The organism is Methylotenera sp. E1MeOHC1, assembly GCF_058745595.1.
This window is the reverse complement of the sequence record NZ_CP196025.1, coordinates 1,452,027-1,478,270: the sequence shown is the minus strand read 5'-3', so window position 1 is coordinate 1,478,270 and position 26,244 is coordinate 1,452,027. Positions and strand designations below refer to the sequence as shown.

Here is a 26,244-nt window from a genome sequence, read left to right as displayed (position 1 = left end):
GTTGCTTATTGTTTAAGCGCTGTACCAAGCACTTGCAAGTAGGCGATTACGGCCTGCATTTCTGTTTTTCCATAAACATCGTTAGCTGCGCTCTTGATTTCAGCATCAGCATATGGAACACCAGCGATTTTTAAAGCGCGCATGTGTGCAGGCAAGTTTTCCGCATCTACTAGGTTTTTCTCAAGCCATGGGTAGGCTGGCATAACAGACTCAGGCACCAAATCACGAGGGTTAATCAAGTGAATGCGATGCCATTCATCACTGTAACGGCCGCCTACACGTTGTAAGTCTGGGCCTGTACGTTTACTACCCCATTGGAATGGGTGGTCGTAAACAAACTCACCAGCGACAGAGTAGTGACCGTATCTCAATGTTTCAGCTTTAAATGGGCGAATCATTTGTGAGTGGCAGTTGTAGCAGCCTTCACGGATGTAAATGTCGCGCCCAGCTAATTGTAGAGCTGTGTAAGGTTTTAAGCCTTCCACTGGTTGCGTGGTTGATTTCTGGAAGAATAGCGGTACGATTTCCACCAAGCCACCAAATGAAACCACAACCAAAATCAAGATCACCAATAAGAAACTATTGGTTTCAATTTTTTCGTGGGTAAAGCCTTTTTGTTCTTTATCTGACATTTTCGATCTCTTAAGCATGAACAACTGTTGAAGGGATTCTGGCGCGAGCAGGCTGCCCCATTTGAACTGTTTTAATTACGTTCCACAACATGATTGCCATGCCGCTAACGTACATCAAGCCACCAACCATACGAATTACGTAGAATGGGTGCATTGCTTTAACAGACTCAACAAATGTGTAAGTTAATGTGCCGTCGTCATTCATTGCGCGCCACATCAGACCAGCAGTAACGCCTGAGATCCACATTGCAGTAATGTAAAGAACCACGCCGATCGTTGCCAACCAGAAGTGCAACTCAATCGCTTTCTTGCTGTACATTTGTTTTACACCCCATAAGCGAGGTACCAAGAAGTACAGTGAACCCATAGATACAAAACCAACCCAGCCTAAAGCACCTGAGTGCACGTGGCCCACTGTCCAGTCTGTGTAGTGTGAAAGTGAGTTAACGGTTTTAATCGCCATCATTGGGCCTTCAAACGTGCTCATACCGTAGAAAGACAATGAAACGATCAGGAAGCGTAAGATAGGGTCATCGCGCAGTTTGTGCCATGCACCAGACATGGTCATCATGCCGTTAATCATACCGCCCCAGCTTGGTGCTAATAGGATTAAAGACAGTACCATACCTACTGATTGTGTCCAGTCAGGTAGTGCGGTGTAATGTAAGTGGTGTGAACCTGCCCACATGTAAGTGAAAATCAAACCCCAGAAGTGCACGATAGACAAGCGATATGAGTACACTGGGCGCTCAGCTTGTTTAGGAATAAAGTAGTACATCATGCCCAAGAAGCCAGCGGTCAAGAAGAAACCAACCGCGTTATGACCATACCACCATTGGATCATCGCATCTTGTACACCAGCGTAAGCTGAGTATGATTTCATCCATTCGGCAGGGATTGCAGCACTGTTAACGATATGCAGGATTGCTACCACAATGATAAATGCACCGTAGAACCAGTTTGCAACATAAATGTGTTTGATTTTTCTTTTTGCGATAGTGCCAAAGAAAACAATAGCGTACATCACCCAAACTACCAGTAGTAGTAAGTCGATAGGCCACTCTAGCTCTGCATATTCTTTAGCTTGAGTGTAACCCAAAGGTAAAGAGATGATAGCTGCGATAATGACGGCTTGATAGCCCCAGAATGAGTAGCGAGCCAACATCGGAAATGCTAGTTTAGCTTGGCTGGTACGTTGTACTACATAGTACGACGTAGCAAACAGTGCACAGCCACCAAAAGCAAAAATAACCAAGTTGGTGTGCAACGGACGTAAACGTCCAAAGCTGGTCCATGGCAGTCCTAAATTTAATTCAGGAAATGCCAGTTGTGAGGCAACAATCACCCCCATTAACATTCCAAGAACTCCCCAAACTACCGCCATTACGCTAAACCGGCGTATGACGTAGTCGTCGTAAAACGTTTCTACATTATTAGTGCTCATTACTTTCATCCTTAAATAAAACCAAATCATATTCATGACTAGTGGCGGGCCCTAGCGCCGTAGTCATATCAGCATCCGTTTCAATTCTAAACAATAGTGCACGTGCTTTAATCGCGGAATTATACAACGTAATCTTTGCTTTTACATTGGATTTAGCGACTTTTTGTATGCATTTATATGAATCAATTCACGAACTGTAATGCTTGTTTACATTAAATATTTTTCAGAATTTAAAGTGGCAAGTAGTGATCAATTAGTAAACCTGCAAATAATAGGGTTAAATAAATAATGGAGTACCTGAACGTGCGCTTAGCTAGTGCATCTGAGTAGTTCAGGTAAAGTTTGATGACGTAAGCCATGAACATAGCATCAAGCAGTAGCACTGAGCTTAAATAAATCATACCGCTCATGCCCAAGCCATAAGGCATGAGTGATACTGCTACCAAAATAATGGTGTAGAGCAGAATGTGTAACAAGGTAAAGGACTCACCATGGGTTACAGGTAACATGGGCATGCCAACTTTGGCATATTCTTCTCTACGGTATAGCGCGAGTGCCCAAAAGTGTGGAGGCGTCCATGCAAAAATGATTAAGAACATAATCAGTGACTCTGGTGAAACAGTGTTGGTAACAGCGGCCCAGCCCAAGATTGGCGGCATTGCGCCCGAGGCACCGCCAATAACGATATTCATCGGCGTGGCCGGTTTAAGGAAAATAGTATAAATCACGGCATAGCCTACAAATGTAGCTAGGGTTAACCACATGGTAAGTGGGTTTACATAAAAATAAAGGATTGCCAGCCCAGTGCCGCCGAGTAGCGTAGCAAATATCATGGTTTCACCTGATGACACTTGTCCTGTAGGCAGGGGGCGGGCGCGAGTACGAGCCATGTTGGCGTCAATTTTGTGTTCAATCAGGCAGTTAAACGCTGCCGCCGCACCTGATGCAAAGGCTACGCCCAAGGTTGTTGCAACCAGTAGCGGTAGCGCTACCATATTAGGTGTAGCTAGAAACATACCAATCAGTGCGGTGAACACAATGAGCGAGGTCACGCGCGGTTTGCACAGAGGGAAGAAATTTTTTAATCGCGGAACGAGTGCTTTAATTTGGCCCATGACGTTAACGTGCATGTGTAGCTCACTTTTAAGTTTTTGCGTGGTCATGTTGATGCTCCGTGATTTTAGAGTTAATAACGATGGTGGTGATTACCAGTAATGCTGCACCTAGGTTGTGCAGTACTGCCAATGCTAAGGGTAAGTGGAGAATAAGATTGGCGATACCGATCATGATTTGTGCGGTTAACAGGCATAGTAGCAGTAGTGCTATTTTTCTAAACGCAGGTACTTTAATAAGCTGCACAATCAATAACGTAATATAAATAAACGTGATTAGCGCGCCCATTCTATGCGTCCATTGAATGGCGGTCAGTGATGCCAGTGTTAAATTGCCACCATTGGCACTTTGCCCGAGTTCGCGCACCAGATGGAACGCATCGCTAAAGTTCATTTCTGGGATCCAGTGGCCATGGCAGGTAGGAAAGTCGGTACAGGCTAGCGCTGCATAGTTGGTACTAGTCCATCCGCCTAACAATACCTGCAGTAGCAATATGAGTATTGCACCACGCACCATCAGCTTTAAGTGTGGTGGGGTGGGCGGTATATTGTGATGTGCGGCCCAATGCCGGTGGGCTAGCCATGTAAGTAGGCCTAGTGTGGTAAGCCCACCAAGTAAATGTGCGCTGACAATTACCGGTTTTAATAGCATGGTAACTGTCCACATTCCCAGCATAGCTTGAAATATGATAATGATAAGCAATGCTGTGGTGAGTGCTGGGTTTACTGTTAACTGGCGTTTGTTGCGCCATCCCAGCACAAAAATTGCCAACACCACTAAACCTAGCGAGCCTGCTAAGTATCGATGCGCCATTTCTTTCCACGCCTTGGCGGCTTCAACAGGTTTATCTGGATGGAGTGTCTGTGCTTGCTGAATCGCAGTTTCACTTTGTGGAACAGTGAGGGTGCCATAGCAGCCAGGCCAGTCCGGGCAGCCTAGTCCTGCATCAGATAGTCTGACATAAGCGCCCAGCACGACAACGCACAGTGCAAGTATGGTGCCAAACAGGCATAGATTTTTAAATAGCTTGTAGCCCATGACTAACCCGTCCAAGAGTACTTCATTAAACGCGTGATATCTTTACGCACCAGTGCAGGTGATGTGGATGCTTGGTAGCTCATAATGAGCTGGCCCAGCGGGTCGCTCAGGTAAATTCTATTCGTGTTAATCGCGGCCTCATTGTCTATATTGAATTGCTTGCTGAACGCAATGACATCGTCCGCCGGCTGATTGATGATTAATAGCTCTGGATAGTTGCGTGCAATATCAGCAACATCCTGTGAGGTCGTAATTAACACGCGCTGCATACGTGGGATTTCTTTATATAAAGAAACATGCAGCTGCCGCATCTGGTGCAGCTTGTTTTTGCATTGGAGGTCACAGTCTGCGGTGACATAAACCATGCTCCATTTATCTTTGAGCAAGCTAGCGCTTACCTTGGTGCCATTGTTATTGATGAGTGTCTGGTCGATAGATAATGCCCTAGGAGGTGACACTAACTCACCCACGCTTTCTCCCTTGGGGCGCCAGTCCAGTTTGTACATCGCGATCACAGCGATGATAGGGATAATAAAAAAAATCAACATGCATAAGAGTATTAGGCGGCCTCTACGTTGCTGGTTGAGATACTCAGTGCTGCCCATGGCCGTATTTATCATATGATTTTGCCTATATTTTGGTATTGTTGGCTTTTTTAATGCTGGTGAATAAGAAAATAAGTACGCTAGCCAGCGCAAACCCAAACCATTGGTAAGCGTAACCTATGTTGGTTGTAATCTTACTGGTAGGCAGTTGCCAGTTGCGCACAAAGCCACCAGCATTACTTTTGGCATCTAATTTAATCACCAGCGGCAATATGTGAATAGGCACGATTTTTTGGTAACGCTCCATATCCATATGTTGCCAGATGGCATTCCATGTGTTTTTTTGTGGCTCACTTTCCAGTGTAAAAATCTTACTGCTAGGCACCCAGACTAAACCAATGACTTCTAGTGCTTGATTGGGCGTGCTGATTGTTGGTAAATCCGTATGGGTTGCACTGCCTGCTACCCAGCCTCTGTTAACCAAGACATAATCGTTGCTGCCATCAAGCTTTAATGGGGTGATGACATGAAAGCCTGCCACATTGTTTTCTACTTGGTTGTCGAGCAGAATTTGGTACTCGGTTTCATAGTGGCCTTTTATTTTTACTTTTTTGTATTTCCAAGTGTCTAAATCGTTGAAGTTGCTTGGGAGGCTTAATGCATCCTGCTTAAGTGAACGATTGTAGCTAGACTGGATTTCTGTGCCTAACTGCGCCTTGTGATATTGCCATAAGCCTAGTTTGATAAATAGTGGTAAGCAAATCATTAGAATTAATAAGCCTTGCCATGAAGTGCGCAGTAAGTAATTTCCTAATCTAAATTGCATTTGTGTGATGTGCATCGCATAATGACTTAACTAAACTGATAGGACATGATTATGATATTCAAAGTTGTTATTGTGTTGGTGCTGTTTGTCATCATTGCTAGCTTGTTTTCAGCATTGTATTTTTTGGCCAAAGATAAAGATGCTGGGGTGCGTACGGTAAAAGCATTGACCATACGTATCGGTCTTTCTATTACCTTGTTTGTGTTTTTGTTGATCGGGTATTACTTTAATTGGATTCCACATGCTGCTACCTAAGGTTTGCGTAAAGTAACTTATTAATTTAGCAGTGTTAGTTCTAAATAAGCGATGCATATGCACCGCTTATTTTTTGAGGGTGTTATAGCCAGTAAACAAAAATAAATAGACCTAGCCAGACCACGTCTACAAAGTGCCAATACCAGGCAACACCTTCAAAGCCAAAATGACTTTTAGCCGAGAAGTGGCCTTGCATTGAGCGTAACAAAATCACAATCAGCATGATGGTGCCTAATGTAACGTGGAAGCCGTGAAAGCCGGTCAGCATGAAAAATGTTGCACCATAAGCGCCGCTGCCCAACGTTAGCCCCATGTGGGTATAGGCTTCGTGATACTCGAAGGCTTGGCAGACCAAGAATGCAGTGCCTAAAGCCACGGTTAGAAATAAACCGAAAATCAGTTGTTTGCGATTGTCTTTAAGTAAGCCCCAATGTGCCCAAGTAATGGTTGCGCCTGAGCTGAGCAGTAATGCGGTATTGATGGCGGGTAAGCCCCATGCAGCCATTGGTGTGAGTATGCCCGGTTTGTACTCAGTCCCTAATACCGTGCCGCCTGGCCCCGCAGATGGCCACGTGCCTAAGAAGTCTTTATACGGGGTGAATATGGGGTCGAACGCTGCAAGGTCTGGTACCGAAATAATGCGCATATAGAATAGCGCGCCAAAGAATGCGGCAAAAAAAGCCACTTCAGAGCAAATAAATACGATCATGCCGATACGAAAGGATTTATCTTCCCATTTTTTATATTGGCCGGTGACGCTTTCAACCACGACTGCACTTAACCATTTAAAGGTCATCAGTAAAATGATGGCTGCGCCTATATACATCATCCATTTACCTGGCGTTTGCAGGTAGGCAAGATCTTTGTTTTTATCAGTAGCTACACTAAAAATAAAACCGGACGCGAGCGTGAGTAACCCTGCTGATAAAGTGACAGGATATAAAGCGCCATGTGGGACATAGTAATGATTATTTGAATGTGTTGTCATGCATAAGCTCCCCATTACATTATTTAACTTACTTGTAGCTAAAATAAAATCAATAAATGATGGCTATTGTTTTATCTAGGCCTGTATGTGTGCGTTATTTCTCAATTTAATTACCTGTGTTCTACTCTCTATTTACTTGGATGCTTATTTATCTGCACTGAAAAATGCGTAAGATAAAGTCATCTCTTTTACTTCTGCAGGTATGTCTGGGCTTACAAAGAAACGTAAGGGCAATAGTTTCGTTTCTCCCGGGTTTAGCGCCTGCCTTTCAAAACAAAAACATGCTAACTTTTTAAGGTGGGCAGCAGCTACGCCCGGCGTTACGCTAGGTACTGCCCTGCCTGCCACTACTTCACTTGTGATGTTCTTTGCTTCAAACAATACGGTTTCCACTTTGCCAGGGTGTACCTTGATGCTGGATTGTTTAGGATAAAAGTTCCAACCCAACCCAGGCATGGTACTGGTGGTAAATTGCACTGTTATCCAGCGTGTTTCATCTACCTTGGTGTTATTTAGCTCACTCGCCGTGCTCTTGGTTTTGCCATTTAACCCTGTCATCGTGCATAACACGTCATATATTGGTACTAATGCAAATGCAAACAAAAGTGCTGCTACGACTATCCATACCATTTTGTAGCCTAGCTTTTTGTTAGCTGCCGCCCTTAGCTCCGTGGGGCTGAGGGCGGTTTTGTTTGCATCTATTTCCATATGGTAAACATTGATGCCAAGTACCAAATAAATGCAATCACAGCTAAAACAATGGCTACTGTCTTGTTTTTATCACTTCTGGAAGTATCTTGATTTTTCATATCAATTAAGTGATTCTTTTATCCTATTTAATAATCGGTTGCTCTGTGAAGCTATGGTAAGGCGGAGGGGATGACAATGTCCACTCCAGCCCTTCTGCGCCTTCCCATACTTGGTCTGTTGCTTTTTGCCCGCCTTTGACTGTACTGATAATGTTATAAACAAAGATCAGTTGTGATAAACCGAGTACAAATGCCGATATGGACGAAACCATATTGAACTCTGCAAACTGCAATGCGTAGTCAGGAATGCGGCGTGGCATGCCAGCTAAACCCAAGAAGAATTGAGGAATGAACGTGAGGTTAAACGAAATAGCCGTGAGCCAGAAGTGCAATTGGCCTAGTTTTTCGTTGTACATATGTCCAGTCATTTTTGGCAGCCAGTAATAAACCCCAGCCATAATGCCCATGATCCCGCCAGCAAATAGTGTGTAGTGGAAGTGTGCTACAACAAAATAACTGTTGTGATATTGTGCATCGGCTGCAACGTCAGCGAGTACTAAGCCTGTTAAGCCACCGATACCAAATAGGATAATCCAGCCTACTGTAAATAGCATTGGCGTTTCAAAGCTCATGGAGCCGCGCCACATGGTTTTAATCCAACAGAAGAACAACACCGCTAACGGTAATGAAATAGCCATGGTGCTGTACATAAAGTAGAGCAGTGCCGGGACGGGCATGCCAGCAGTAAAGAAGTGATGCGCCCATACAACTACTGACATTGCACCAATTGCCCATAGTGAGTAAACCTGCGCTTTATAGCCATACATCGGTTTACGTGAGAACGTTTGTAAGATTTGTGGAATAAAGCCCCATACCGGCAGCAGCAAAATATACACTTCAGGATGGCCAAAAAACCAAAATAAGTGCTGGAACATGATGGGGTCACCACCACCCGCTGCGTCAAAAAAGTGTGTGCCAAAGTGACGGTCTGTCAACAGCATGGTAACTGCACCTGCTAGTACAGGTATCGTTGCGATTAACAAGAATGCAGTAATCAACCAGCCCCATGCAAACATCGGCATTTTCATAAGCGTCATGCCAGGTGCACGCATGTTGAACAAGGTAACGATAATGTTGATAGAACCTAATACAGATGAAATGCCTAGCAAGTGCACTGCAAAAATTGCAAAATCCACGCCTATGCCACCTTGAATCGAGAGTGGTGGGTAAAATGTCCAGCCGGTTGCTAATGCGCCATCGCCAATGCCGAATAGTGCTAGGGTAAATGGCAGGGTGAGTAAAATTGCAGATGGTGGCAGTAACCAAAAGCCCCAGTTGTTCAAACGCGGCAGCGCCATGTCTGGCGCACCAATTTGCAATGGCAGCATCCAGTTAGCAAAGCCGGTTGCCGCAGGCATGAGCGCAGCAAAAATCATAATCAGTGCATGTACGCCGATGAGTTGGTTAAAGAAGTCAGGCTTAATTAATTGCAAGCCTGGTTGAAATAACTCGGCACGAATGCCAAGAATCATGGATCCGCCCACCAAAAACATAATCAGTGAGAAGGTCAGGTACATAGTACCGATATCTTTATGATTGGTTGTGGTTAGCCAGCGCATGATCCCTGTCGGGTGGTCAGTGTGCTCATCATGATGTGCGACTGTAGTAGTGCTCATAACTCTCTCCTGTACCTGTGTTTATTGACGTGCGGCTTTAACCTGCGCGGGTTGAAGGACATCACCCACACTGTTGCCTAGCGCGTTGCGTTCATAAGTGATGACAGCAGCAATTTCGGTATCATTTAATAGTGCTTTCCATGCTGGCATCACACGTATCCCATTGAGTACCCGATCTAAATGGCTGTCTGGCAGGTATTTGCCGCTGGCGTCAAAAATAGGTGAAGTTGCGATTTTGCTGCCGGTGAGCGCGGGGAACGCTGGCGGCAAGCCTGCACCAGATACTTGGTGGCATACTGCACAGTTTTTGTCATAGACGGCCTTTCCTTGGGCGATTAACTCGTCTTTGCTCCATTCTTTATCTGCGCCAGCAGCTTGTGCAGTGATTTCTTTCTGCTTGAGATCTACCCATGCTGCGTATTCGGCTTTAGGTAGCGCATCAACCACAACAGGCATATAGCCGTGGCCTTTTCCGCATAGCTCCTTACATTGACCGCGATAAGTGCCAGCTTTATCAACCTGCACCCAAGTTTCACGGATAAAGCCCGGAACGGCAACACGTGATGAGCCAAATTGCGGCACCCACCAGTTGTGCAGTACGTCAGTTGATGTCATGAGTATGCGTACCTTGGCGCCAACCGGAAGTACCAGTCGGTTATCTACATCTAGCAGGTATGGGCTCTTAGGATCGTCAACGGGTGGCACTGTGCCGTTTACTTGGTCTTGAGGAGTAGATAGAGTGCTGGTGAACTTAATGCCTTTGGCATCTACGAGGCCATTTTGGTTCCCTTTGTCAGTATTGCCTATATATTCATATTGCCAACGCCATTGGGAGCCCGTGATTTTAATCATCATGTCGGACTCGTTTTTGGTGTCCTCCATCATCACTACGCTGTGGTAGGCCGGAATGCCCATGATGACAAAGTCAATCACGAGCAGAATAACAAAGGGAATCAGTGTCCAGAAAATTTCTGTCGCGGTTGACGGTGCTTTGTCTACTACTGCTTGGTGACCAGCACTCTTGCGGTGTTTGATCAGTGAGTAAATCATGATGGCGAGTACCACAACAAAAATCACGGCAACGATCAGCATGAATTTATTGTGTACATGTAGTGTATCAAGTGCCATCGGGGTGACTGGCTCAGGAAAGTTCCAGCGAATCTCAGCAAACACTTGCGGTGCTGTGAGTAACAAAAGTAAACCGAAACCAATCTTTTTCATAGCCTGCTTCAACATACCTTCTCCCAAAACAAAAACCATTAAACGATTTTTAAATCTTGCTTCAGTTGCTTGGCGATGACTTCTCGCTCTTCTTTGTTGATGTAACGACTGCCAAATTCGACTTCCTTGCCATGTGAGCCAATGAAAATCGCGGTTGTACCGTCTAAGGATTCGTGTAATGTCACCCTTATCCAGTAACGTTGAAAAGTGAATTTCTCAAAACTTTTATAACTGTATTTCTCTATTACCACATCATCATTAACGATTTTGATGCTTTCAAAATCACCATAATGCAGGTAAGCATTGATTAGCACGTATGCGAGTACGATGATTTCTATCCCGGCAAATGGCAGTACCAACCAAGCCCCTGCTAACGTAAACCCGATGGTAATTGTCGTTGTGATGGTGAAAACACCAACAAACAACCAGACAAATCCCGTTGGGGATAGCGAGTTATTTGGCTTTGCAATCAATATGTTGCCATCTGAGCCAGAAACCGTCATGCATCATCCAAGCCTTACGTTTAAATTGATGATTTGCTAACACAATTTCACATGCGTCAATTTGACGCATGTCAGAAACTAGCATAAAAAAATTAATTACTCAAGAGAATTTGTTACAAATTTGAAACAAATAGAAATATTTTTGAAAGGTTTTGTCAGCGTATGCACTCTTGGGAAAATGTGCAATTTGAGGCTGGGATTATGTGTGCAGCGCGTTGCTAATAAGTCGTCATGTGTAGCGCTGTTGCTACTTTTGAGCAAGAAATATTTTAGTCGTCATCTTCTAAAATACGCTTGCCTTCATCTTCGATATCTTCAAATTGACCACGGTAAATTGCCCACCAAAGACCACCAAGGACGACGAGCGCCATGATGACAGAGAGTGGAATAAGTACAAATAATATGTCCATGACGAGCTCCTTTATTGATCGCTATGCGTGTCGGTTTCTGGTGATGCAAATTTAGTTAAGCGTAGTGCATTAGCCACCACAATCAGCGAGCTAACGGCCATGCCCAGGCCCGCCAGCCATGCGGATAGTATGCCAAAAAATGCCAGTGGGATGCTGATTAAGTTATAGACAATCGCCCAAGCGATGTTTTCTTTAATAATCTTCATGGTTTGTTTGGCATGGCGAATCAGGTGCGGAATCTGACTGATGTCGCCGTTTAAAAATACATAATCAGCATGCGCCAGTGTGAGCGGCACCCCTTTGCCCATGGCGATAGATACATGGGCGCTGGCTAAAATAGGCCCATCATTCAGGCCGTCGCCCACCATCAATACTTTCTTGCCTTCACGTTTGAGTGCTTGCAGGCGTAAAAGTTTGTCTTCTGGACTACATGCGGATTGGTATTGTGAAATGCCAATCTGAGTGGCGGTGTTTTCAACTGCACTTGAGCGGTCGCCAGAGAGTAGTTCGATAGCGAGCTTGGCTTCCTTTAACGAGGCGATAGCGAGCGCGGCATTGTGTTTGATGGCTTCTTGTAAAGTAAAAGTTGCTAGCCAGCCTTGCTTGTTTGCTAAATAAACTTGTTGAGTGTTGCTGTCATTTTCTGCAATACCACAGAAAATTGCTGAGCCTAGCTTGAGCTCGTTACCAATACCACTGTGTTCAAGTAGCGAAGCATCGGTAGCATTGATCGTAGCGCTAATGCCGGCGCCAGATATTTCTTCAATGCCATTTAACTCGATTTCAGGCGTGGGTAAGTCACTAGACTTGTGGGCGTTAACCAGTGCGCGCGAAATCGGGTGCATGGAGTGCTGTGCAACGGCTGCTGCAAGCGTCAAGGCTGCTGACTCGGTTAGCCCGGCTTTAGTTGCGATGGCTTTAATTTGAATGTGGTCTTCTGTCAGCGTGCCGGTTTTATCAAAAATAATCGTATCGACGTCTGCAATGTTTTCAATCGCCTGGATGCGTTTAATTAAAATTCCGCGCTTCACAAAGGCGCTGGCACTGGCGAGCATGGCTGCCGGCGTGGCTAGCGAGAGCGCGCATGGGCAGGTGACAATCAGGACGGCGGCGGCCGTCATTAAGGCGCGCCCGTGGTCTATATTCCATAGTAATGCGGCTGCAATGGTGGCACTTAACATCACAAAAATCAGGAAAGGGCGGGCAACGCGGTCTGCTAGTTTTGATAGGCGGGGCTTCTCAACTGCGGCATTGTTGATGAGATTAACAATTTGACCGTATTTGGTAGATTCACCTATGGTATTGAGCGTGATGCACACAGGCTGGCGCAGGTTGTAACTGCCAGCAATCACATCATCATCTAGGTTTTTCTGGATAGGGGTAGATTCGCCAGTGAGTAGAGATTCGTCGACACTGGTATTGCCGATAATGATTTTTCCGTCAGCCGGAAAAGCCTCACCAATCTGCACTCGGACAATGTCTCCGACTTTTAGCTTGGTATTCAGCACCCGTGTAAATGTGCCGTCCGGGTTCTGTCGTTCTGTGTTTTCAGGAATACGGCTGGCGAGATTGTCTAGCGCGCCCAGTGTTTTGCGATGCAGCTTTACTTCAACCAAGCGCGCAGAAAGTAAAAAGAATACGAACATGGTGAGTGAATCAAAATACACGGTATTGCCCCACCAGCCGCTGGGGTCAAACGTGGCGGCTGAACTGACAATAAAGGTGATGATAATGCCCAGTGCCACAGGCAGATCCATACTGATTTGCTTTTGCTTCAGGTCGCGCAATGCATTGCTGAAGAATGCGCTGCTGGAGAATAGCAGTACCGGTAGACTGAGTAGCCACGATGCCCAGTTCAGTAAGTGCAATATGTCGCTAGAAATTTCGCCTGGCGTTGTAAAGTAGGTTGGGCTGGCGTACATCATGACTTGCATCATGCAGAAGCCGGACACCATCCAGCGCCAAAACGCTGCTCTTTGCTTTTGTAGTGAGACTAGGTCATCTTCATGTTGGGTGGCGGGGAATGCGCTGTAACCTAAATCATGAATGGCAGTTAGTATTTTGGAGGGCAGGGTTGCACTAGGCGACCACACTACCACCGCGCGCTTTTTGGACATGCTCACGCGCGCACTAACAATGCCCGGTGTTGATTTCAAGCCTTGTTCAATAATGCCGGAGCATGCAGCGCAGCGTAATCCATCCAGTAGCAAGTCAGATTGTACTAATTGCTGTGAGGATTGTATGTCTTGATTTAGCACTGGCTGGCTAAACGCTTGCCATTGGTCTTCGGTATCTAAAATCGTCCAAGCTGCGTTGGATGGCGTGTCTTCAGCACTGAAAGTATTGGTAAGCAAAAATCCACTCCATGCAATGGCATTGTCAAAAGACTGTTAATTCAATTGCCATTTAAATAACGAATTAATACTTTGTATTATATATTGAAAAGTGAATATTCAGCCCCACGTTAGCTGCAGAAAAGCATTTAAACCTTAGAGTGATAATAGGAGAAATCTGTGCGCTTTGATAAATTAACGACTAAATTCCAACAAGCGATTAGCGATGCGCAAAGCTTGGCTTTGGGCGCTGATAATACCGCAATTGAATCACAACATTTACTGCAGGCATTACTGCAGCAGGAAGACGGCGGCACCGCATCGCTATTGGCGCGCGCCGGTGTGCAGCTGAATCAGCTGAAAACAGGCTTAACTGCAGCCATTGCCAATTTACCTAAATCAGCTGACGCCAGCGGTGAAGTGGCCATTTCACGTGATTTGAATAATCTGCTGAATGTTACCGATAAACTTTCGCAAAAGCGCGGCGATGCTTATATCGCAAGCGAGATGTTTTTATTAGCCTTGGCTGATGATAAAGGCGAAACCGCAAAGTTACTCAAAAAAAATGGCTTAACTAAGGCTGCACTGGAGGCTGCGGTGCAAGCGGTGCGCGGTAATGAAAATGTAGATAGTCAGGAAGCCGAAGGCCAACGCGAATCTCTAAAAAAATATACGATAGATTTAACCGAGCGTGCGCGCCTTGGCAAGTTAGATCCAGTAATTGGCCGCGATGATGAAATCCGCCGTGCGATTCAAGTGTTGCAACGTCGCACCAAAAACAACCCGGTGCTGATTGGCGAGCCTGGTGTAGGTAAAACTGCGATTGTAGAAGGTTTGGCGCAGCGCATTGTTAATGGCGAGGTGCCAGAGTCGCTAAAAGGCAAGAAAGTACTGTCATTGGATATGGCAGCCTTACTAGCGGGTGCTAAATACCGTGGTGAGTTTGAGGAGCGTTTGAAATCTGTGCTGAAAGAGCTGGCGCAGGATGAAGGTCAGACCATCGTGTTTATTGATGAAATTCATACCATGGTGGGCGCCGGTAAAGCAGAAGGCGCGATGGATGCCGGCAATATGCTGAAGCCGGCTTTAGCGCGTGGTGAATTGCATTGCGTGGGCGCGACCACTTTAGATGAGTATCGCAAATATATTGAAAAGGATGCCGCTTTAGAGCGCCGCTTCCAAAAAGTGTTAGTGGATGAGCCTTCTGTGGAGGCAACTATTGCCATATTGCGCGGCTTGCAAGAGAAGTATGAGCTGCATCATGGTGTGGAAATTACCGACCCTGCGATTGTGGCCGCAGCTGAATTGAGCCATCGCTACATTACAGACCGATTCTTGCCCGATAAGGCGATTGATTTGATTGATGAAGCGGCAAGCCGCATCAAGATGGAAATTGACTCCAAGCCTGAGGTGATGGATAAGCTGGAGCGTCGCCTGATTCAGCTCAAAATTGAGCGTGAAGCGGTGCGCCGTGAAAAAGACGAGGGCAGCAAAAAGCGCTTTGAGTTGATTGAAGAGGAAATCGGCAAGCTGGAGAAAGAGTACGCTGATTTAGAGGAAATCTGGAAAGCAGAGAAGGCGCAGGTGCAGGGCTCTGCTCACATTAAAGAGGCGATTGAAAAAGTAAGATTCGAGATAGAGGAAGCCACGCGTAAGGGCGATTGGCAGAAAGTCTCAGAGCTACAGTATGGCAAGTTGCCGCAACTGGAAACGCAGCTGAAACAAGCGTCAACTGCTGAGGTGAGTGTAGATTTAACCAAACACAAAATGCTGCGCACTGAAGTAGGCGCAGATGAAATTGCCGAAGTGGTGAGCCGTGCCACTGGCATCCCTGTCAGCAAGATGATGACGGGAGAGCGTGAAAAATTGTTGACGATGGAAGCGAAATTGCATGAGCGCGTTGTGGGGCAGGATGAAGCGGTGCGCTTGGTTTCTGACGCGATTCGCCGCTCACGCTCTGGTTTAGGTGATCCAAATCGACCTTATGGCAGCTTCTTGTTTTTAGGCCCTACTGGTGTGGGTAAGACTGAGTTATGTAAGTCTTTGGCCAACTTTTTGTTTGACTCAGAAGACCACTTGATTCGTATCGATATGAGTGAGTTTATGGAGAAACACTCTGTTGCGCGCATGATAGGTGCGCCCCCTGGTTATGTGGGTTATGAAGAGGGCGGAACCTTAACCGAAGCAGTGCGTCGCAAGCCTTATAGCGTGATTCTGCTGGACGAGGTGGAGAAAGCACATCCGGATGTATTTAATGTGTTGCTGCAAGTGTTGGATGATGGTCGTTTGACCGATGGTCAAGGTCGCACAGTGGACTTTAAAAATACCGTGATTATCATGACCTCTAACCTTGGCAGCCAAATGATACAAAGCATGAGCGACCAGGACTATCAATTGGTGAAATTGGCGGTGATGGGCGAAGTGAAAACGCATTTCCGGCCTGAGTTTGTGAACCGGATTGACGAGGTTGTGGTGTTCCATGCGCTGGGTGAAGATAACATTAAATCGATTGCCGCAATTCAGTTGCAATACCTTGCTAAACGCTTGGCTGCAATGGATATGCAGCTAGAACTGACAGATGCTGCCGTTGCCGAAATTGCAAATGCAGGGTTTGATCCTGTGTACGGTGCTCGACCTTTGAAACGCGCAATACAGAGTGAAATAGAGAATCCGTTGGCACGTGAAATTTTGGCAGGGAATTTTATTGCTAAAGACATTGTCAAAATCGACGTGAGGGCTGGGAAGCTGGTGTTTTCAAAAGCGACTACTTAGCCTGTGATAATGGCAGGCCTTCGTAAAGGAGCGGGTTAATCGATATTGCGTTGATCAAAAAGTTGAGCCTAGCCACGTTAACGATGTTGTTTGCGGTGGCTGGCGAGTCCTATGCAGAGCCTAGTCGGCATGAGCAAGAGACCTTTAATCACGAAGCTTTTAATCTGGAGCCTGAGGTGATTAAAGGTTTGCTCCTGCAAGCGGCAAGTGCAGAGCACGATGCAAAGGGCTTGGAGAGCGATTGGCAGGCCGCGCGGCTGTACTGTCAGGCGTCGCGCCTAGGCAGTGCCGAGGCACAGTTCAGGCTTGGTATGCTATATGCGGCCGGCAAAGGTGTGCCTGCTAACCGTGATTTGGCTGCTGCAATGTTTGCAACTGCATCTTTGCAAGGGCATTCGGAGTCGCAGCGTATGCTGGAAACGGTAGAGCTGGGTGCTGTTGATTTGCCACCTTGCGTTATCGCGGAGGTTGATCCAGAAAAAGCAGTGGCTAGCGCTGATGGCATTGACCAATATGTTGCCGGTTTGCCAGAGAATAAACGCTGGATTCTGCATTTGGTCGATACGATTTCCGCTTGGTACAAGGTCGATGCTAAATTGGTATTGTCTATTATTTCGGTTGAGTCCGGTTTTGTGCAGTCTGCACACTCTAACAAGCAGGCGCAGGGTTTGATGCAATTGATTCCTGATACAGCTGAGCGGTTCAACGTAAAAAATGCATTTAACGCCAGCCAAAACATTAAGGGCGGCGTGGCTTATTTACGTTGGCTGCTCGCTTATTTTAAAGGTGATGTTGCCCTCGCGGTGGCTGCCTACAATGCGGGTGAAGGCGCTGTGAATAAATATAACGGCATCCCGCCTTTTTCGGAAACGCGCCAGTATGTTAAAAAAGTACAGGCACGTTATCCCATCAAAAATCACGTATTTGATGGTGCGATTGTAGAGCCATCACCTATTTTTAAACGGAAGGGTTGATTGTGATAGAGGTTAGCAATCGTGCTTATTTGGCACTAATCATTACATTGTTGTTGGCTGCTGGCTGCGCAACTAATGGTCAAGATATGGCGAACGCCCCAGCTATAGATAGAGTTTCAGCGGAAGAGTTAGAGAAAATAATGCCACAGGCGCATCCGGTGTTGAGCTTGGATGATATTGTTGCTTTGTCTAAACAAGGGCTGGGTCATGAGCAGATTATTCAAAAAATCAAAGACACAGACTCAGCTTACGATCTAACGCCTAGTCAAAGCGTCGATTTAAGCAAGCGCGGCGTGGATGGCAGAGTGTTGGATTATATTCATACCAGCCGCGAGTTGGCGTTAAGAAACAAGCTGGCAGAAGAAATTAATAAACGCGAGCAAGTAAAGCGCGCTGAAATAGATAAGCTAAAACAGCAAATGATTAACAGCCAGCGTTTTAATGATCCGTTTTGCCGCTACCCACGCTTTGGTATGAGTCCTTACGCTTTTGGTGCCTACGGCTCACGCTTCAGACCAGGCTTTGGCATGGGCGCGGGTTATCTGTCACCTTGGGGTTGCTGGTAGGTTTGCATTGAGTGTTTGTTGGTATGTTAGATATACTCTAAGTGTTAATGACGAGTTTGGAGTAATCAATGCAGCAAAAAACATGGCAGATTAGCGTAAATACACAAGGCCGCAAGCTTTACGATATTACACCGCAGGTGACTGCATGGGCTGAGTCTAGCGGCCTACGCACGGGGTTGCTGACGCTCTATATACAACATACCTCTGCTAGCTTATTGATTAATGAAAATTATGATCATGATGTGCTGGTGGACATGGAGGCGTTTTTTAATCGCCTAGTGCCCGATGGTGATCCGCTGTTTATTCATACAGTAGAAGGGCCGGACGACATGCCGGCGCATGTGCGTTCTGCACTGACGCAAACTCATTTATCTATCCCGTTGTTGGAAGGCAAGCTTGCATTAGGGCAGTGGCAAGGTATTTTTCTCTATGAGCATCGTCACGTGGCGAGTCATCGCCGCGTTATTTTTCATTTGATGGGTAATTAGTTTGCTAGTTAAGCGGGCTGTGGCCTTATGCGCATTAAGGTTGCAGAGAATCTTGAATGCGTTAGAATAGCCATAGGCTTCGGGAAACAACTTAACTGATTGAATATAAAACAATGAGTTAAGTTGTTTAAATTATTTACAATACTAAGGGGATTATATGTCTATATTATTGCGTTCACTATTGGCTGTGGGCATGACAAGTTTGTTGTTGGTAGGATGTGGCGAAAAAGAAGAGGCAGCACCAGTAGAAGCTGCTGCACCAGTTGCGGCGCCAGCACCTGCACCAGCTGCACCTGTTGCAGGTGGTTATGAGCCATCTACAGATGAGCGCATTCCTGGTATTACTTTAGACCCAGCACAAATTGCTGCTGAAACAGAAGCGGCAGCGGCAGCAGCAGCGGGTGAAGTGGCAAACTTTGCAGACTCAGAGCCACAGTAATTGCTGTCGCTAAGCCGTATTTAAAGCTTAGCGAACTAGCTTGTAGGGTTGATTAAAAAAGCACGCAGATTTGCGTGCTTTTTTATTGGGCTGATGATGACCTTTCGGTTGGTGATGGCTGGCATGGTGGCCTAGTTCAAGCTGCTCCATGTCATTGGGTCAAAAGGCCTGCTTTGGTTTCTGAGCTCATAATACAGCCCGTTGGACTCATTGCCCCCGGTGTTGCCTACCGAGGCGATAGTATCCCCGCTTTTTACCGTTTCGCCCGCTTGTTTTAAAACAGATTGGTTATTGCCATACAAGCTCATGTAGCCATCGCCATGGTCAAGAATAATTAGATTGCCAAAGCCACGTAGCCAGTCGGCAAAAACCACGCGGCCAGTAGCAACAGCTTTAACCTCTGTGCCTTCGTTGGCTTTGATAAATAAGCCTTTCCATGAGATGCCGCTATCTTGCCTGGCTGAGCCAAAACGGTTGCTTACCGTACCGCGTACAGGCAAGCGTAGCTTGCCTTTTAGTGCAGAGAAATTAGCGCCGGCAAAATTATCACTTGGTAAGTTTTCATTGTTAACCGCAATATTGGCACTAGGTGTGTTTTTAACTACAGGCGATGTCGGCTTGCTTGCTGTAGGTTTGCTGACTGGTTTGGTTTTGGGAATGATTCTGGCTAGCCTACTCACAAGCTGTGACAGCCGCTTTTCATCGCGACTTAGTTTTTTAATCTGCCCGCGTTGCTCAGCAATCTGCTGTGAAAGCGAGTTTACAACTTTAGATTTTTCTTTCTTTTGCGCCTCTAAAATGCGCTTTTCATTCAGCTGTTTTTGTTTCAGGTCTGTGATTTCTTGCAATTTTGATGCTGTTAACTCGTTGAGTCGCTTAATCTTATTTAAGTTGTTCTGCATCTTGTTGATTAAGTCTGCACGCGCTTTTGCCACGTATGAGAAATAATGCAGGTCACGTGCAACTTCACTCGGGCGTTCGCTCTGCAGTATCATTTGCACATAGCTTTGCTGTCCGTGAGTATATTGTTGGTAAAGCTGCCCGCTTAGCAGTTTTTGCTCTTGGCTCAGTGCCTGATTGGTGGATTTTGATTCAGCATCCAGTTTGGCTAATTCTTTTTTGTTATCAACCTGTTGTTTGCTGATTTCATGCAGCTTTTTATCCGCACCACTAATGGCAACTTCACTTTCCTTGAGTGCATCTGCGGCATCTTTGTGTTCTTCCTGCGCCTGATCTAGCTCTTTTTTGAGTGCTTCCAGCTGCTGTTGCAGCTTGCTCAGTGCCTGTTTCGGCTGATCGGATTTTTTCTCCGCATAACACCATGATGCGTTAAGTAGCAACGGGAGCATCAATGTCAGTATTGATGTTGTTTGAATAATACGTTGGCGCATCATGGTATGGGGCGTGGGTTTAAGCGTTAAACTGAACTAAGTTTTTACCTGTCATCTCAGCTGGCTGGCTGAGGCCCATTAAGCTTAAGATGGTTGGAGCTAAGTCTGAGAGTGCGCCATTTGGGTTTAATTGCCCATCTCTGCCAATGTATATGAGTGGCACCAGATTGGTGGTGTGCTGGGTATGTGGCTGATGGTTGCCTGCGTCATACATTTGCTCCGCATTGCCGTGGTCTGCAGTGATCAGTACTTCACCACCGATGCTTTGCATAGCATTCACTACACGGCCGATGCAGGTGTCAAGCGCCTCCACGGCAGCAATCGCTGCCTTTAGGTTGCCGGAGTGACCAACCATGTCGCAGTTAGCGTAGTTGCAGATAATCGCATCGTATTGACGATTCAGAATCACCTCTTCCAGTTTCTCTGTAACCTCGTTTGCACTCATTTCCGGTTGTAAGTCGTAAGTTTCAACTTTTGGCGATGGCACAAGAATTCTATCTTCACCGGCAAACACAGTTTCCTCACCGCCGTTAAAGAAGAAGGTCACATGAGGATATTTCTCGGTTTCAGCAATTCTTAGTTGTGTAAGTCCTTGGTTTGATAAATATTCACCCAGTGTGTTTTTAACTTCTTGTGGTGGAAAAATCACCGTGGCCTTGGTTTCTTTTTTATCGTACATAGTGAGCGTGAAGAAGCCTGCTAACTTAGGTATGCTGCTACGGTGAAATCCATCAAACTCGTCAGCAAGTAGTGCATGTGTTAGCTGACGGGCGCGGTCAGAGCGGAAGTTCATAAATACAGCTAAATCACCGTCTTCCATGCGTACCGCCGCTTCATGGGCTGGGTGGATAGCTGTGGTTTTGACAAACTCATCGTTTTCTCCACGAGCATAGGCATCTTGTAAGCCTGCGGCGGCAGTTTCCGCGCTAAATTCGCCAACACCTTCGGTAAACAATTTATAAGCGGCTTCAACACGTGGCCAGCGTTTATCGCGGTCCATGCCGTAAAAGCGGCCGCTGATAGACGCAATCTTGCCAACACCGATGGTTTTACATTGTTGCTCTAATGCCTCAATATAAGGCGCGGCACTCACTGGCGGCGTATCGCGACCATCTAAAAATGCGTGTATATACACTTTGCTCAGGCCATGTACTGCAGCCATTTTAATCATGGCATGAATATGGTCTTGGTGGCTATGCACGCCGCCGTCTGAGAGCAGGCCAAAAATGTGCAAGGCTTTGTCAGTATTTTTAATGTTGGTTAGTGCTTGCGCGAGCGCTGGGAGCTCAAAGAACTCACCTGAGGCGATGCTGTTGTTGATGCGCTCAAAGTCTTGAAATACCACACGTCCGGCACCAATATTAAGATGACCCACTTCTGAATTACCCATTTGGCCATCAGGTAAACCTACATAGTGCTCTGATGCGTTAATTAATGTATGTGGGAAGTTTTTCCAAAGCGCATCCCAGTTTGGTTTGTTGGCTTGAGCAATGGCGTTATCGGTGATTTCTTCACGATAACCGAAGCCATCCAAAATGAGTAAACACACAGGAGTGATATTTTTATTAGGGGACATGTTGCGCCTCAATCTTTTGCATAAATAGTGATATCAATATGCGCATTTTAGCGCATTTGCACGTAAAATCTGATTATAAATGCGTAAGTGCTAGTGCTCAGGTGTGGTGAATCCCGCTTGAGATTAAATGCGTAAAATTTTGAAAGGTAAGTTGTGGAGTTTATAAAAGATAATGTCTTGTTAATTGGCTTGGCTTTGGGTTCTGGCATTATGTTGCTATTACCAGATTTTGGTAAAAAAGCAGGTGGTGTGCCTAACTTAAACACAACCGAGGCAGTGGCATTGATTAACCGTAACCATGCTTTAGTGATCGATGTGCGTGATGATGCAGAGTTTGCCAGTGGGCATATTGTGGATGCGAAACATATTCCGCTAGAGCAGTTGGCAGACCGCCTGAAAGAGTTAGCTAAATACAAAGATAAGCCGCTGTTAGTGAATTGCCAGCGCGGTGCGCGCTCGGCAAAAGCATGCGATATTTTACGTAAAGCAGAGTTCAAGCAAGTGCATAACTTACAAGGTGGGCTCAATGCGTGGGTTGGAGCTAAACTTCCAGTAGTGAAAGCGTAATCGTATGGCAAATATCCTAATGTACACCTCAGCAGTTTGCCCTTATTGCATCAACGCCGAGCGATTGTTAACAAGTAAAGGCGTAACCGAGATCAATAAGGTGCGTATAGACCTGCAGCCTGAACGCCGTGAGGAAATGATGCAGAAAACGGGGCGTCGTACCGTGCCGCAAATCTATATTGATGATCGCCATATTGGCGGTTTTGATGATTTGCGTGCGTTGGATCTGGCGGGGGGGCTTGATCCATTATTGGCGGCATAGCTGCTACTTTAGCGGCAGTATGGTTTTGCAGTACATTTATAGCCGAGCGCAAAATTTATATAGCCTCAGGCGCAAGATTTAAAGTCTGCTAGAATGCCAGCTTAAGTTTTAACCGGCTGTAAATGATTTTAATCACGTTTATCAATTTTAATTAATATTTTAAGTAGAAAATTATGGCACAAGAAGACAACAACGTAGCACAAGAACAAGCGCAACAACCAGGCTTCAGCATTGAAAAAATTTACGTGAAAGACGTTTCATTAGAAATTCCACATGCACCACAGATTTTTACTGATCGTACCCAGCCACAAGTTAGTATTGAGTTAAGTAACTTAGCGCAGCAAATTGAAGAGAGCGTATTTGAAGTTGCAATTAAAGTAACTGTAACCTCTAAAATTGCAGATAAAACTGTGTTCTTGGTTGAGGTAACGCAAGCCGGTATTTTCCAAGTGCGCAATGTCCCAGCGGAAAGTATGGAAATGATTGTTGGCATTACTTGCCCTAACATTCTGTTCCCATACCTACGTGAGAGCGTTTCTGATTTAATCGTACGTGCTGGTTTCCAACCGGTATTATTGAACCCAATCAACTTTGAAGCTTTGTTTGCACAACAAAAGCAACAAGAAGCTGAGCAAGCAGGTTCTGTGCAATAAGTGTAATGCTTCAATTTCTGAAAGTTGCTTTAATTTTCATGCTGATGTGGGTGCCGATCACGGCATCCGCGTTGGATTTTAGGTCGGTTGCCGTTCCTAAAGCCATCTTGTACGATGCGCCCTCAATTTCATCCAAAAAAGTGTTGCTGCTGAGCCAATTCTATCCGGTAGAGGTAGTGGTAAACCTTGGCGATTGGCTAAAGGTGCGCGATGCACAAGGCAGCATGAATTGGGTTGAAGCTAAGCAGTTGTCAGCAAAGCGTTCGGTGATGGTGACTAAAAATCTCACGGAAATGAGAGCGCGGCCTGATATCGCCGCCGACTTGGTGGCAACGTTAGAAAAAGATGTTGTGTTAGAACTGATGGATGTTAAAGCGAATAATGGCTGGCTTAAAGTAAAGCATAGAGACGGCGTGATGGGGTATGTGTTAGTGTCATCTACTTGGGGTTTTGATTAATGGCAAAAATTGCAGTATTGGGTGCCGGGGCGTGGGGAACTGCACTGGCGATGAACATCAGTCAGCGTCATCAGGTTGCTCTGTGGGCACGTAATGCTGGCCATGTGTCCGGTATGCGTAAGGCACGTGCCAACCCTTTGTATTTAGGTGATTTTAAATTTAACGATCAGTTGCAGGTTGAAGATAGCTTGCAAGCTGCGCTAGATGGTGCTGATTTGATTTTATCTGTAGTACCTACTGCTGGTTTTAGAAGTATTCTCAAAGATATTAAGCAATTGGGCTGTACTTTGCCGATTATTTGGGCACATAAGGGCTTGGAGCCGCAAACCGCTAAATTGCCGTATGAGGTGGCGCTAGAAGAGTTGGGCAGCGAACAAAAATGGGGCGCACTGTCTGGGCCTAGCTTTGCTGCTGAATTAGTGCGTGGCTTGCCAACCGCAGTGACTTTGGCAGCAAATGATGAAGCATTTGCTAATGAAGCTGCGTTGTTGATTCATGGCGCAAATCTGCGCGTGTACCATACGACCGATGTGATAGGTGTATCGGTTGGCGGTGCGGTAAAAAATGTGATGGCAATCGCCGCTGGTATCTCCGATGGGATGGGTTTTGGCAATAATGCGCGTGCTGCCATGATTACGCGTGGTTTGGCGGAAATGACACGTTTTGGCTTAGCACTTGGTGCTAAGGTGGAAACTTTTATGGGGCTGGCAGGTGCCGGTGATTTGATTCTCACCTGTACCGGGCAATACTCTAGAAACCGAGAAGTCGGCCTGCAGCTTGCCAGTGGCAAAAGTCTAGCCGATATTTTGCAAGGGCTGGGTCATGTTGCGGAGGGGGTTAATACCGCACGCGAGGTGATGCGCAGAGCTGAAACACTGGGCGTTGATATGCCAATTACTTATGAGGTTAACCAAGCGTTATCGCATGGTAAAAGTGCGCAAGATGCGGTGATGGATCTTTTAGGGCGTGAACAAAAACCTGAGGGTGTGTAAGTATTGGTTACACATTGCGCATTAAAGTGCGCAATGTGTTTGTCGTGCAGTTTGTATTTAGTGCAATCTAGTCCAGCCGCTTAGGCCCCACCTTCAAATCCTATTTGTCTCCAAGCTTCATAAAGCAATATTGCTGCAGAGTTTGATAAGTTCAGGCTACGGCTATTAGGCAACATCGGTAAGCGTACACGATGTTCTGCAGTAAACTCATTGCGTATTTCTTCAGATAGGCCACGCGTTTCTGGGCCAAACACAAATGCGTCACCTGCTTTAAACTGAATATGGCTATGCGTAGTACTGCCTTTAGTGGTGATCGCAAATAGTCGATGCCCTGCGAGTGCTGCTTTGCAGGCGTCCCAATTTTCATGTACTTTCAAGTTTGCATACTCGTGATAATCTAGGCCTGCGCGTCTGAGTTGCTTGTCTTCCAAGCTAAAGCCCAGCGGTTTGACCAAGTGTAACTGCGCACCTGTGTTGGCGCATAAGCGGATGATATTCCCTGTGTTTGGTGGAATTTCAGGCTCAAATAAAACGATGTGAAACATAAGTCAGTTAATCTCTCTAAGTACGTATCGTGTAGACAACCCCATGATGGCTACCTATTTGGGTAGGGTTCTTGCCATCACCCAGCATTCTACACGTGCGGCGCCTGCCTGTTTTAATGTTTTAGCGAGTTCATTTAGACTGGCACCGGTCGTCATCACGTCATCAATAATCGCAATGTTTAAATTGTGCAGAGGGCGTTGGCAGTGAAATGCGCCGCGTATATTGTGGATACGCTCTTTGAGCTTGAGGCTCGCTTGTGGTGGCGTGTATTTAATACGCTGGCAGGTGGTGTAATCTAGCGGAATAGTGAATGCGTGACTTAATCGCTTGGCGATTTCCAGTGCCTGATTAAAGCCGCGTTCGGTTAAGCGTTTTTCATGCATGGGCATGGGTATAATGAGGTCAACGGGATGGCTTATTGTGGTTGGCGCATGCTGATGATCTATCCACAGCGAGCTTAACGTACGTGCTAAATTTAGGCTGGCGTTATATTTGTAGTGCTGCAATAAGCCATCTAGCGGGTAATTGTAGGTAAAGGCCGCTTTTGTCGCGTCAAAGTGGGGCGGAGTGCTCAGGCAACCACCGCATAGGTTTCCGTTAGTGACGAGCGCACACTGCGAGCAGTGTGCGGTGTTGTGCCACGGGAGGTCTGACAGACATGAGGCACATAAACCTAAATTACCGCCAAGGTAATCTGTGCAGAGCATGCAGGTTTGTTGTACAGGGATGAGTTGCTTAAACTTTAATCTATTGTTCAAAATTTGCAGTCAGTTTTGTTGACAATGTATAATCGCACTCAAATTCTATCTCAATTTCACATAATCACT

Annotated in this window: 28 protein-coding genes; 11 read left to right on the top strand and 17 right to left on the bottom strand. The window is 46.0% G+C overall.

Annotated features, from left to right (window positions below; all coding sequences use genetic code 11):
* Positions 1-5: 5 nt before the first annotated feature.
* The 6 genes from ccoO to ACSSU7_RS06710 all read right to left on the bottom strand — a co-directional run bounded on the left by ccoO (position 6) and on the right by ACSSU7_RS06710 (position 5,613).
* Positions 6-632, bottom strand: a complete 627-nt coding sequence (gene ccoO, locus ACSSU7_RS06735) for a cytochrome-c oxidase, cbb3-type subunit II (protein WP_492515800.1) — start codon at positions 630-632, stop codon at positions 6-8.
* Between the two features lie 10 nt (positions 633-642).
* Complete coding sequence (ccoN, locus tag ACSSU7_RS06730) at positions 643-2,076, bottom strand: cytochrome-c oxidase, cbb3-type subunit I (protein ID WP_331019747.1); 1,434 nt, start codon at positions 2,074-2,076, stop codon at positions 643-645.
* Between the two features lie 230 nt (positions 2,077-2,306).
* A complete protein-coding gene (gene cyoE / locus ACSSU7_RS06725; RefSeq protein ID WP_492517773.1) occupies positions 2,307-3,206 on the bottom strand; it encodes a heme o synthase in 900 nt (299 codons plus the stop codon).
* A gap of 13 nt (positions 3,207-3,219) precedes the next feature.
* Entirely contained in the window at positions 3,220-4,227 is a 1,008-nt protein-coding gene (locus ACSSU7_RS06720) for a COX15/CtaA family protein (protein WP_492517772.1), read from the bottom strand.
* A gap of 2 nt (positions 4,228-4,229) precedes the next feature.
* On the bottom strand, positions 4,230-4,847 hold the full coding sequence (locus ACSSU7_RS06715) for an SCO family protein (protein WP_492515799.1): 618 nt from the start codon (positions 4,845-4,847) through the stop codon (positions 4,230-4,232).
* A gap of 10 nt (positions 4,848-4,857) precedes the next feature.
* Positions 4,858-5,613 (bottom strand): SURF1 family protein, encoded by a 756-nt coding sequence (locus ACSSU7_RS06710; RefSeq protein WP_492515798.1) that lies wholly within the window; start codon positions 5,611-5,613, stop codon positions 4,858-4,860.
* A 36-nt stretch (positions 5,614-5,649) separates the two neighbouring features.
* On the opposite strand from ACSSU7_RS06710, the gene ACSSU7_RS06705 reads away from it, so the two are divergent.
* Positions 5,650-5,853 carry a twin transmembrane helix small protein gene (locus ACSSU7_RS06705; RefSeq protein WP_135276182.1) on the top strand — a complete coding sequence of 68 codons (204 nt, stop codon included), beginning with the start codon at positions 5,650-5,652 and terminating at the stop codon, positions 5,851-5,853.
* 82 nt (positions 5,854-5,935) lie between these two features.
* Here ACSSU7_RS06705 and ACSSU7_RS06700 read toward each other — a convergent pair whose 3' ends face one another.
* The 7 genes from ACSSU7_RS06700 to ACSSU7_RS06670 form a co-directional block, all read right to left on the bottom strand.
* Positions 5,936-6,841 carry a cytochrome c oxidase subunit 3 gene (locus tag ACSSU7_RS06700; protein ID WP_492515797.1) on the bottom strand — a complete coding sequence of 302 codons (906 nt, stop codon included), beginning with the start codon at positions 6,839-6,841 and terminating at the stop codon, positions 5,936-5,938.
* A 144-nt stretch (positions 6,842-6,985) separates the two neighbouring features.
* Positions 6,986-7,549: a cytochrome c oxidase assembly protein gene (locus ACSSU7_RS06695; protein WP_492515796.1), complete on the bottom strand. Its 564-nt coding sequence runs from the start codon at positions 7,547-7,549 to the stop codon at positions 6,986-6,988.
* A gap of 124 nt (positions 7,550-7,673) precedes the next feature.
* Positions 7,674-9,266: a cytochrome c oxidase subunit I gene (gene ctaD / locus ACSSU7_RS06690; protein ID WP_492515795.1), complete on the bottom strand. Its 1,593-nt coding sequence runs from the start codon at positions 9,264-9,266 to the stop codon at positions 7,674-7,676.
* A 21-nt stretch (positions 9,267-9,287) separates the two neighbouring features.
* The gene (gene coxB, locus ACSSU7_RS06685; RefSeq protein WP_492515794.1) at positions 9,288-10,502 is read right to left on the bottom strand and encodes a cytochrome c oxidase subunit II; all 1,215 of its coding nucleotides are present in this window, start codon (positions 10,500-10,502) and stop codon (positions 9,288-9,290) included.
* 23 nt (positions 10,503-10,525) lie between these two features.
* Positions 10,526-10,990, bottom strand: coding sequence for a DUF2244 domain-containing protein (locus ACSSU7_RS06680; RefSeq protein WP_492515793.1), 465 nt, complete (start codon positions 10,988-10,990; stop codon positions 10,526-10,528).
* 269 nt (positions 10,991-11,259) lie between these two features.
* Positions 11,260-11,400, bottom strand: a complete 141-nt coding sequence (gene ccoS / locus ACSSU7_RS06675) for a cbb3-type cytochrome oxidase assembly protein CcoS (RefSeq protein WP_135276176.1) — start codon at positions 11,398-11,400, stop codon at positions 11,260-11,262.
* Between the two features lie 11 nt (positions 11,401-11,411).
* On the bottom strand, positions 11,412-13,754 hold the full coding sequence (locus tag ACSSU7_RS06670) for a heavy metal translocating P-type ATPase (RefSeq protein ID WP_492515792.1): 2,343 nt from the start codon (positions 13,752-13,754) through the stop codon (positions 11,412-11,414).
* A gap of 159 nt (positions 13,755-13,913) precedes the next feature.
* Between ACSSU7_RS06670 and clpB the strand changes: the two genes are divergently transcribed.
* From clpB to ACSSU7_RS06645, 5 genes are all read left to right on the top strand, one after another.
* Positions 13,914-16,505, top strand: coding sequence for an ATP-dependent chaperone ClpB (gene clpB, locus ACSSU7_RS06665; RefSeq protein ID WP_492515791.1), 2,592 nt, complete (start codon positions 13,914-13,916; stop codon positions 16,503-16,505).
* 50 nt (positions 16,506-16,555) lie between these two features.
* Positions 16,556-17,479 carry a lytic transglycosylase domain-containing protein gene (locus ACSSU7_RS06660; protein ID WP_492515790.1) on the top strand — a complete coding sequence of 308 codons (924 nt, stop codon included), beginning with the start codon at positions 16,556-16,558 and terminating at the stop codon, positions 17,477-17,479.
* A 2-nt stretch (positions 17,480-17,481) separates the two neighbouring features.
* The gene (locus ACSSU7_RS06655) at positions 17,482-18,045 is read left to right on the top strand and encodes a hypothetical protein (RefSeq protein ID WP_492515789.1); all 564 of its coding nucleotides are present in this window, start codon (positions 17,482-17,484) and stop codon (positions 18,043-18,045) included.
* Positions 18,046-18,113: 68 nt separating this feature from the next.
* Positions 18,114-18,533, top strand: a complete 420-nt coding sequence (locus tag ACSSU7_RS06650; RefSeq protein WP_492515788.1) for a secondary thiamine-phosphate synthase enzyme YjbQ — start codon at positions 18,114-18,116, stop codon at positions 18,531-18,533.
* A gap of 157 nt (positions 18,534-18,690) precedes the next feature.
* Positions 18,691-18,972 (top strand): hypothetical protein, encoded by a 282-nt coding sequence (locus ACSSU7_RS06645; RefSeq protein WP_492515787.1) that lies wholly within the window; start codon positions 18,691-18,693, stop codon positions 18,970-18,972.
* A 131-nt stretch (positions 18,973-19,103) separates the two neighbouring features.
* Here the strand turns inward: ACSSU7_RS06645 and ACSSU7_RS06640 are convergent, their stop codons facing one another.
* Positions 19,104-20,363 (bottom strand): murein hydrolase activator EnvC family protein, encoded by a 1,260-nt coding sequence (locus tag ACSSU7_RS06640; protein ID WP_492517771.1) that lies wholly within the window; start codon positions 20,361-20,363, stop codon positions 19,104-19,106.
* A gap of 19 nt (positions 20,364-20,382) precedes the next feature.
* Positions 20,383-21,939 carry a 2,3-bisphosphoglycerate-independent phosphoglycerate mutase gene (gene gpmI, locus ACSSU7_RS06635; protein ID WP_492515786.1) on the bottom strand — a complete coding sequence of 519 codons (1,557 nt, stop codon included), beginning with the start codon at positions 21,937-21,939 and terminating at the stop codon, positions 20,383-20,385.
* A gap of 153 nt (positions 21,940-22,092) precedes the next feature.
* Here gpmI and ACSSU7_RS06630 point away from each other — a divergent pair, with 153 nt between their 5' ends.
* The 5 genes from ACSSU7_RS06630 to ACSSU7_RS06610 all read left to right on the top strand — a co-directional run bounded on the left by ACSSU7_RS06630 (position 22,093) and on the right by ACSSU7_RS06610 (position 24,871).
* A complete protein-coding gene (locus ACSSU7_RS06630) occupies positions 22,093-22,506 on the top strand; it encodes a rhodanese-like domain-containing protein (RefSeq protein ID WP_492515785.1) in 414 nt (137 codons plus the stop codon).
* 4 nt (positions 22,507-22,510) lie between these two features.
* Entirely contained in the window at positions 22,511-22,768 is a 258-nt protein-coding gene (grxC, locus tag ACSSU7_RS06625; protein ID WP_492515784.1) for a glutaredoxin 3, read from the top strand.
* A gap of 173 nt (positions 22,769-22,941) precedes the next feature.
* A complete protein-coding gene (gene secB, locus ACSSU7_RS06620; RefSeq protein ID WP_492515783.1) occupies positions 22,942-23,421 on the top strand; it encodes a protein-export chaperone SecB in 480 nt (159 codons plus the stop codon).
* Positions 23,422-23,426: 5 nt separating this feature from the next.
* Positions 23,427-23,879, top strand: a complete 453-nt coding sequence (locus ACSSU7_RS06615; protein WP_492515782.1) for an SH3 domain-containing protein — start codon at positions 23,427-23,429, stop codon at positions 23,877-23,879.
* A complete protein-coding gene (locus ACSSU7_RS06610) occupies positions 23,879-24,871 on the top strand; it encodes an NAD(P)H-dependent glycerol-3-phosphate dehydrogenase (RefSeq protein WP_492515781.1) in 993 nt (330 codons plus the stop codon). The genes ACSSU7_RS06615 and ACSSU7_RS06610 overlap by 1 nt, the downstream gene beginning before the upstream one ends.
* Positions 24,872-24,951: 80 nt before the next feature.
* Here ACSSU7_RS06610 and trmL read toward each other — a convergent pair whose 3' ends face one another.
* Together trmL and ACSSU7_RS06600 are read right to left on the bottom strand one after the other, a co-directional pair.
* Positions 24,952-25,416 carry a tRNA (uridine(34)/cytosine(34)/5-carboxymethylaminomethyluridine(34)-2'-O)-methyltransferase TrmL gene (gene trmL / locus ACSSU7_RS06605; RefSeq protein ID WP_492515780.1) on the bottom strand — a complete coding sequence of 155 codons (465 nt, stop codon included), beginning with the start codon at positions 25,414-25,416 and terminating at the stop codon, positions 24,952-24,954.
* 54 nt (positions 25,417-25,470) lie between these two features.
* On the bottom strand, positions 25,471-26,175 hold the full coding sequence (locus tag ACSSU7_RS06600) for a ComF family protein (RefSeq protein WP_492515779.1): 705 nt from the start codon (positions 26,173-26,175) through the stop codon (positions 25,471-25,473).
* Between the last annotated feature and the right edge of the window lie 69 nt (positions 26,176-26,244).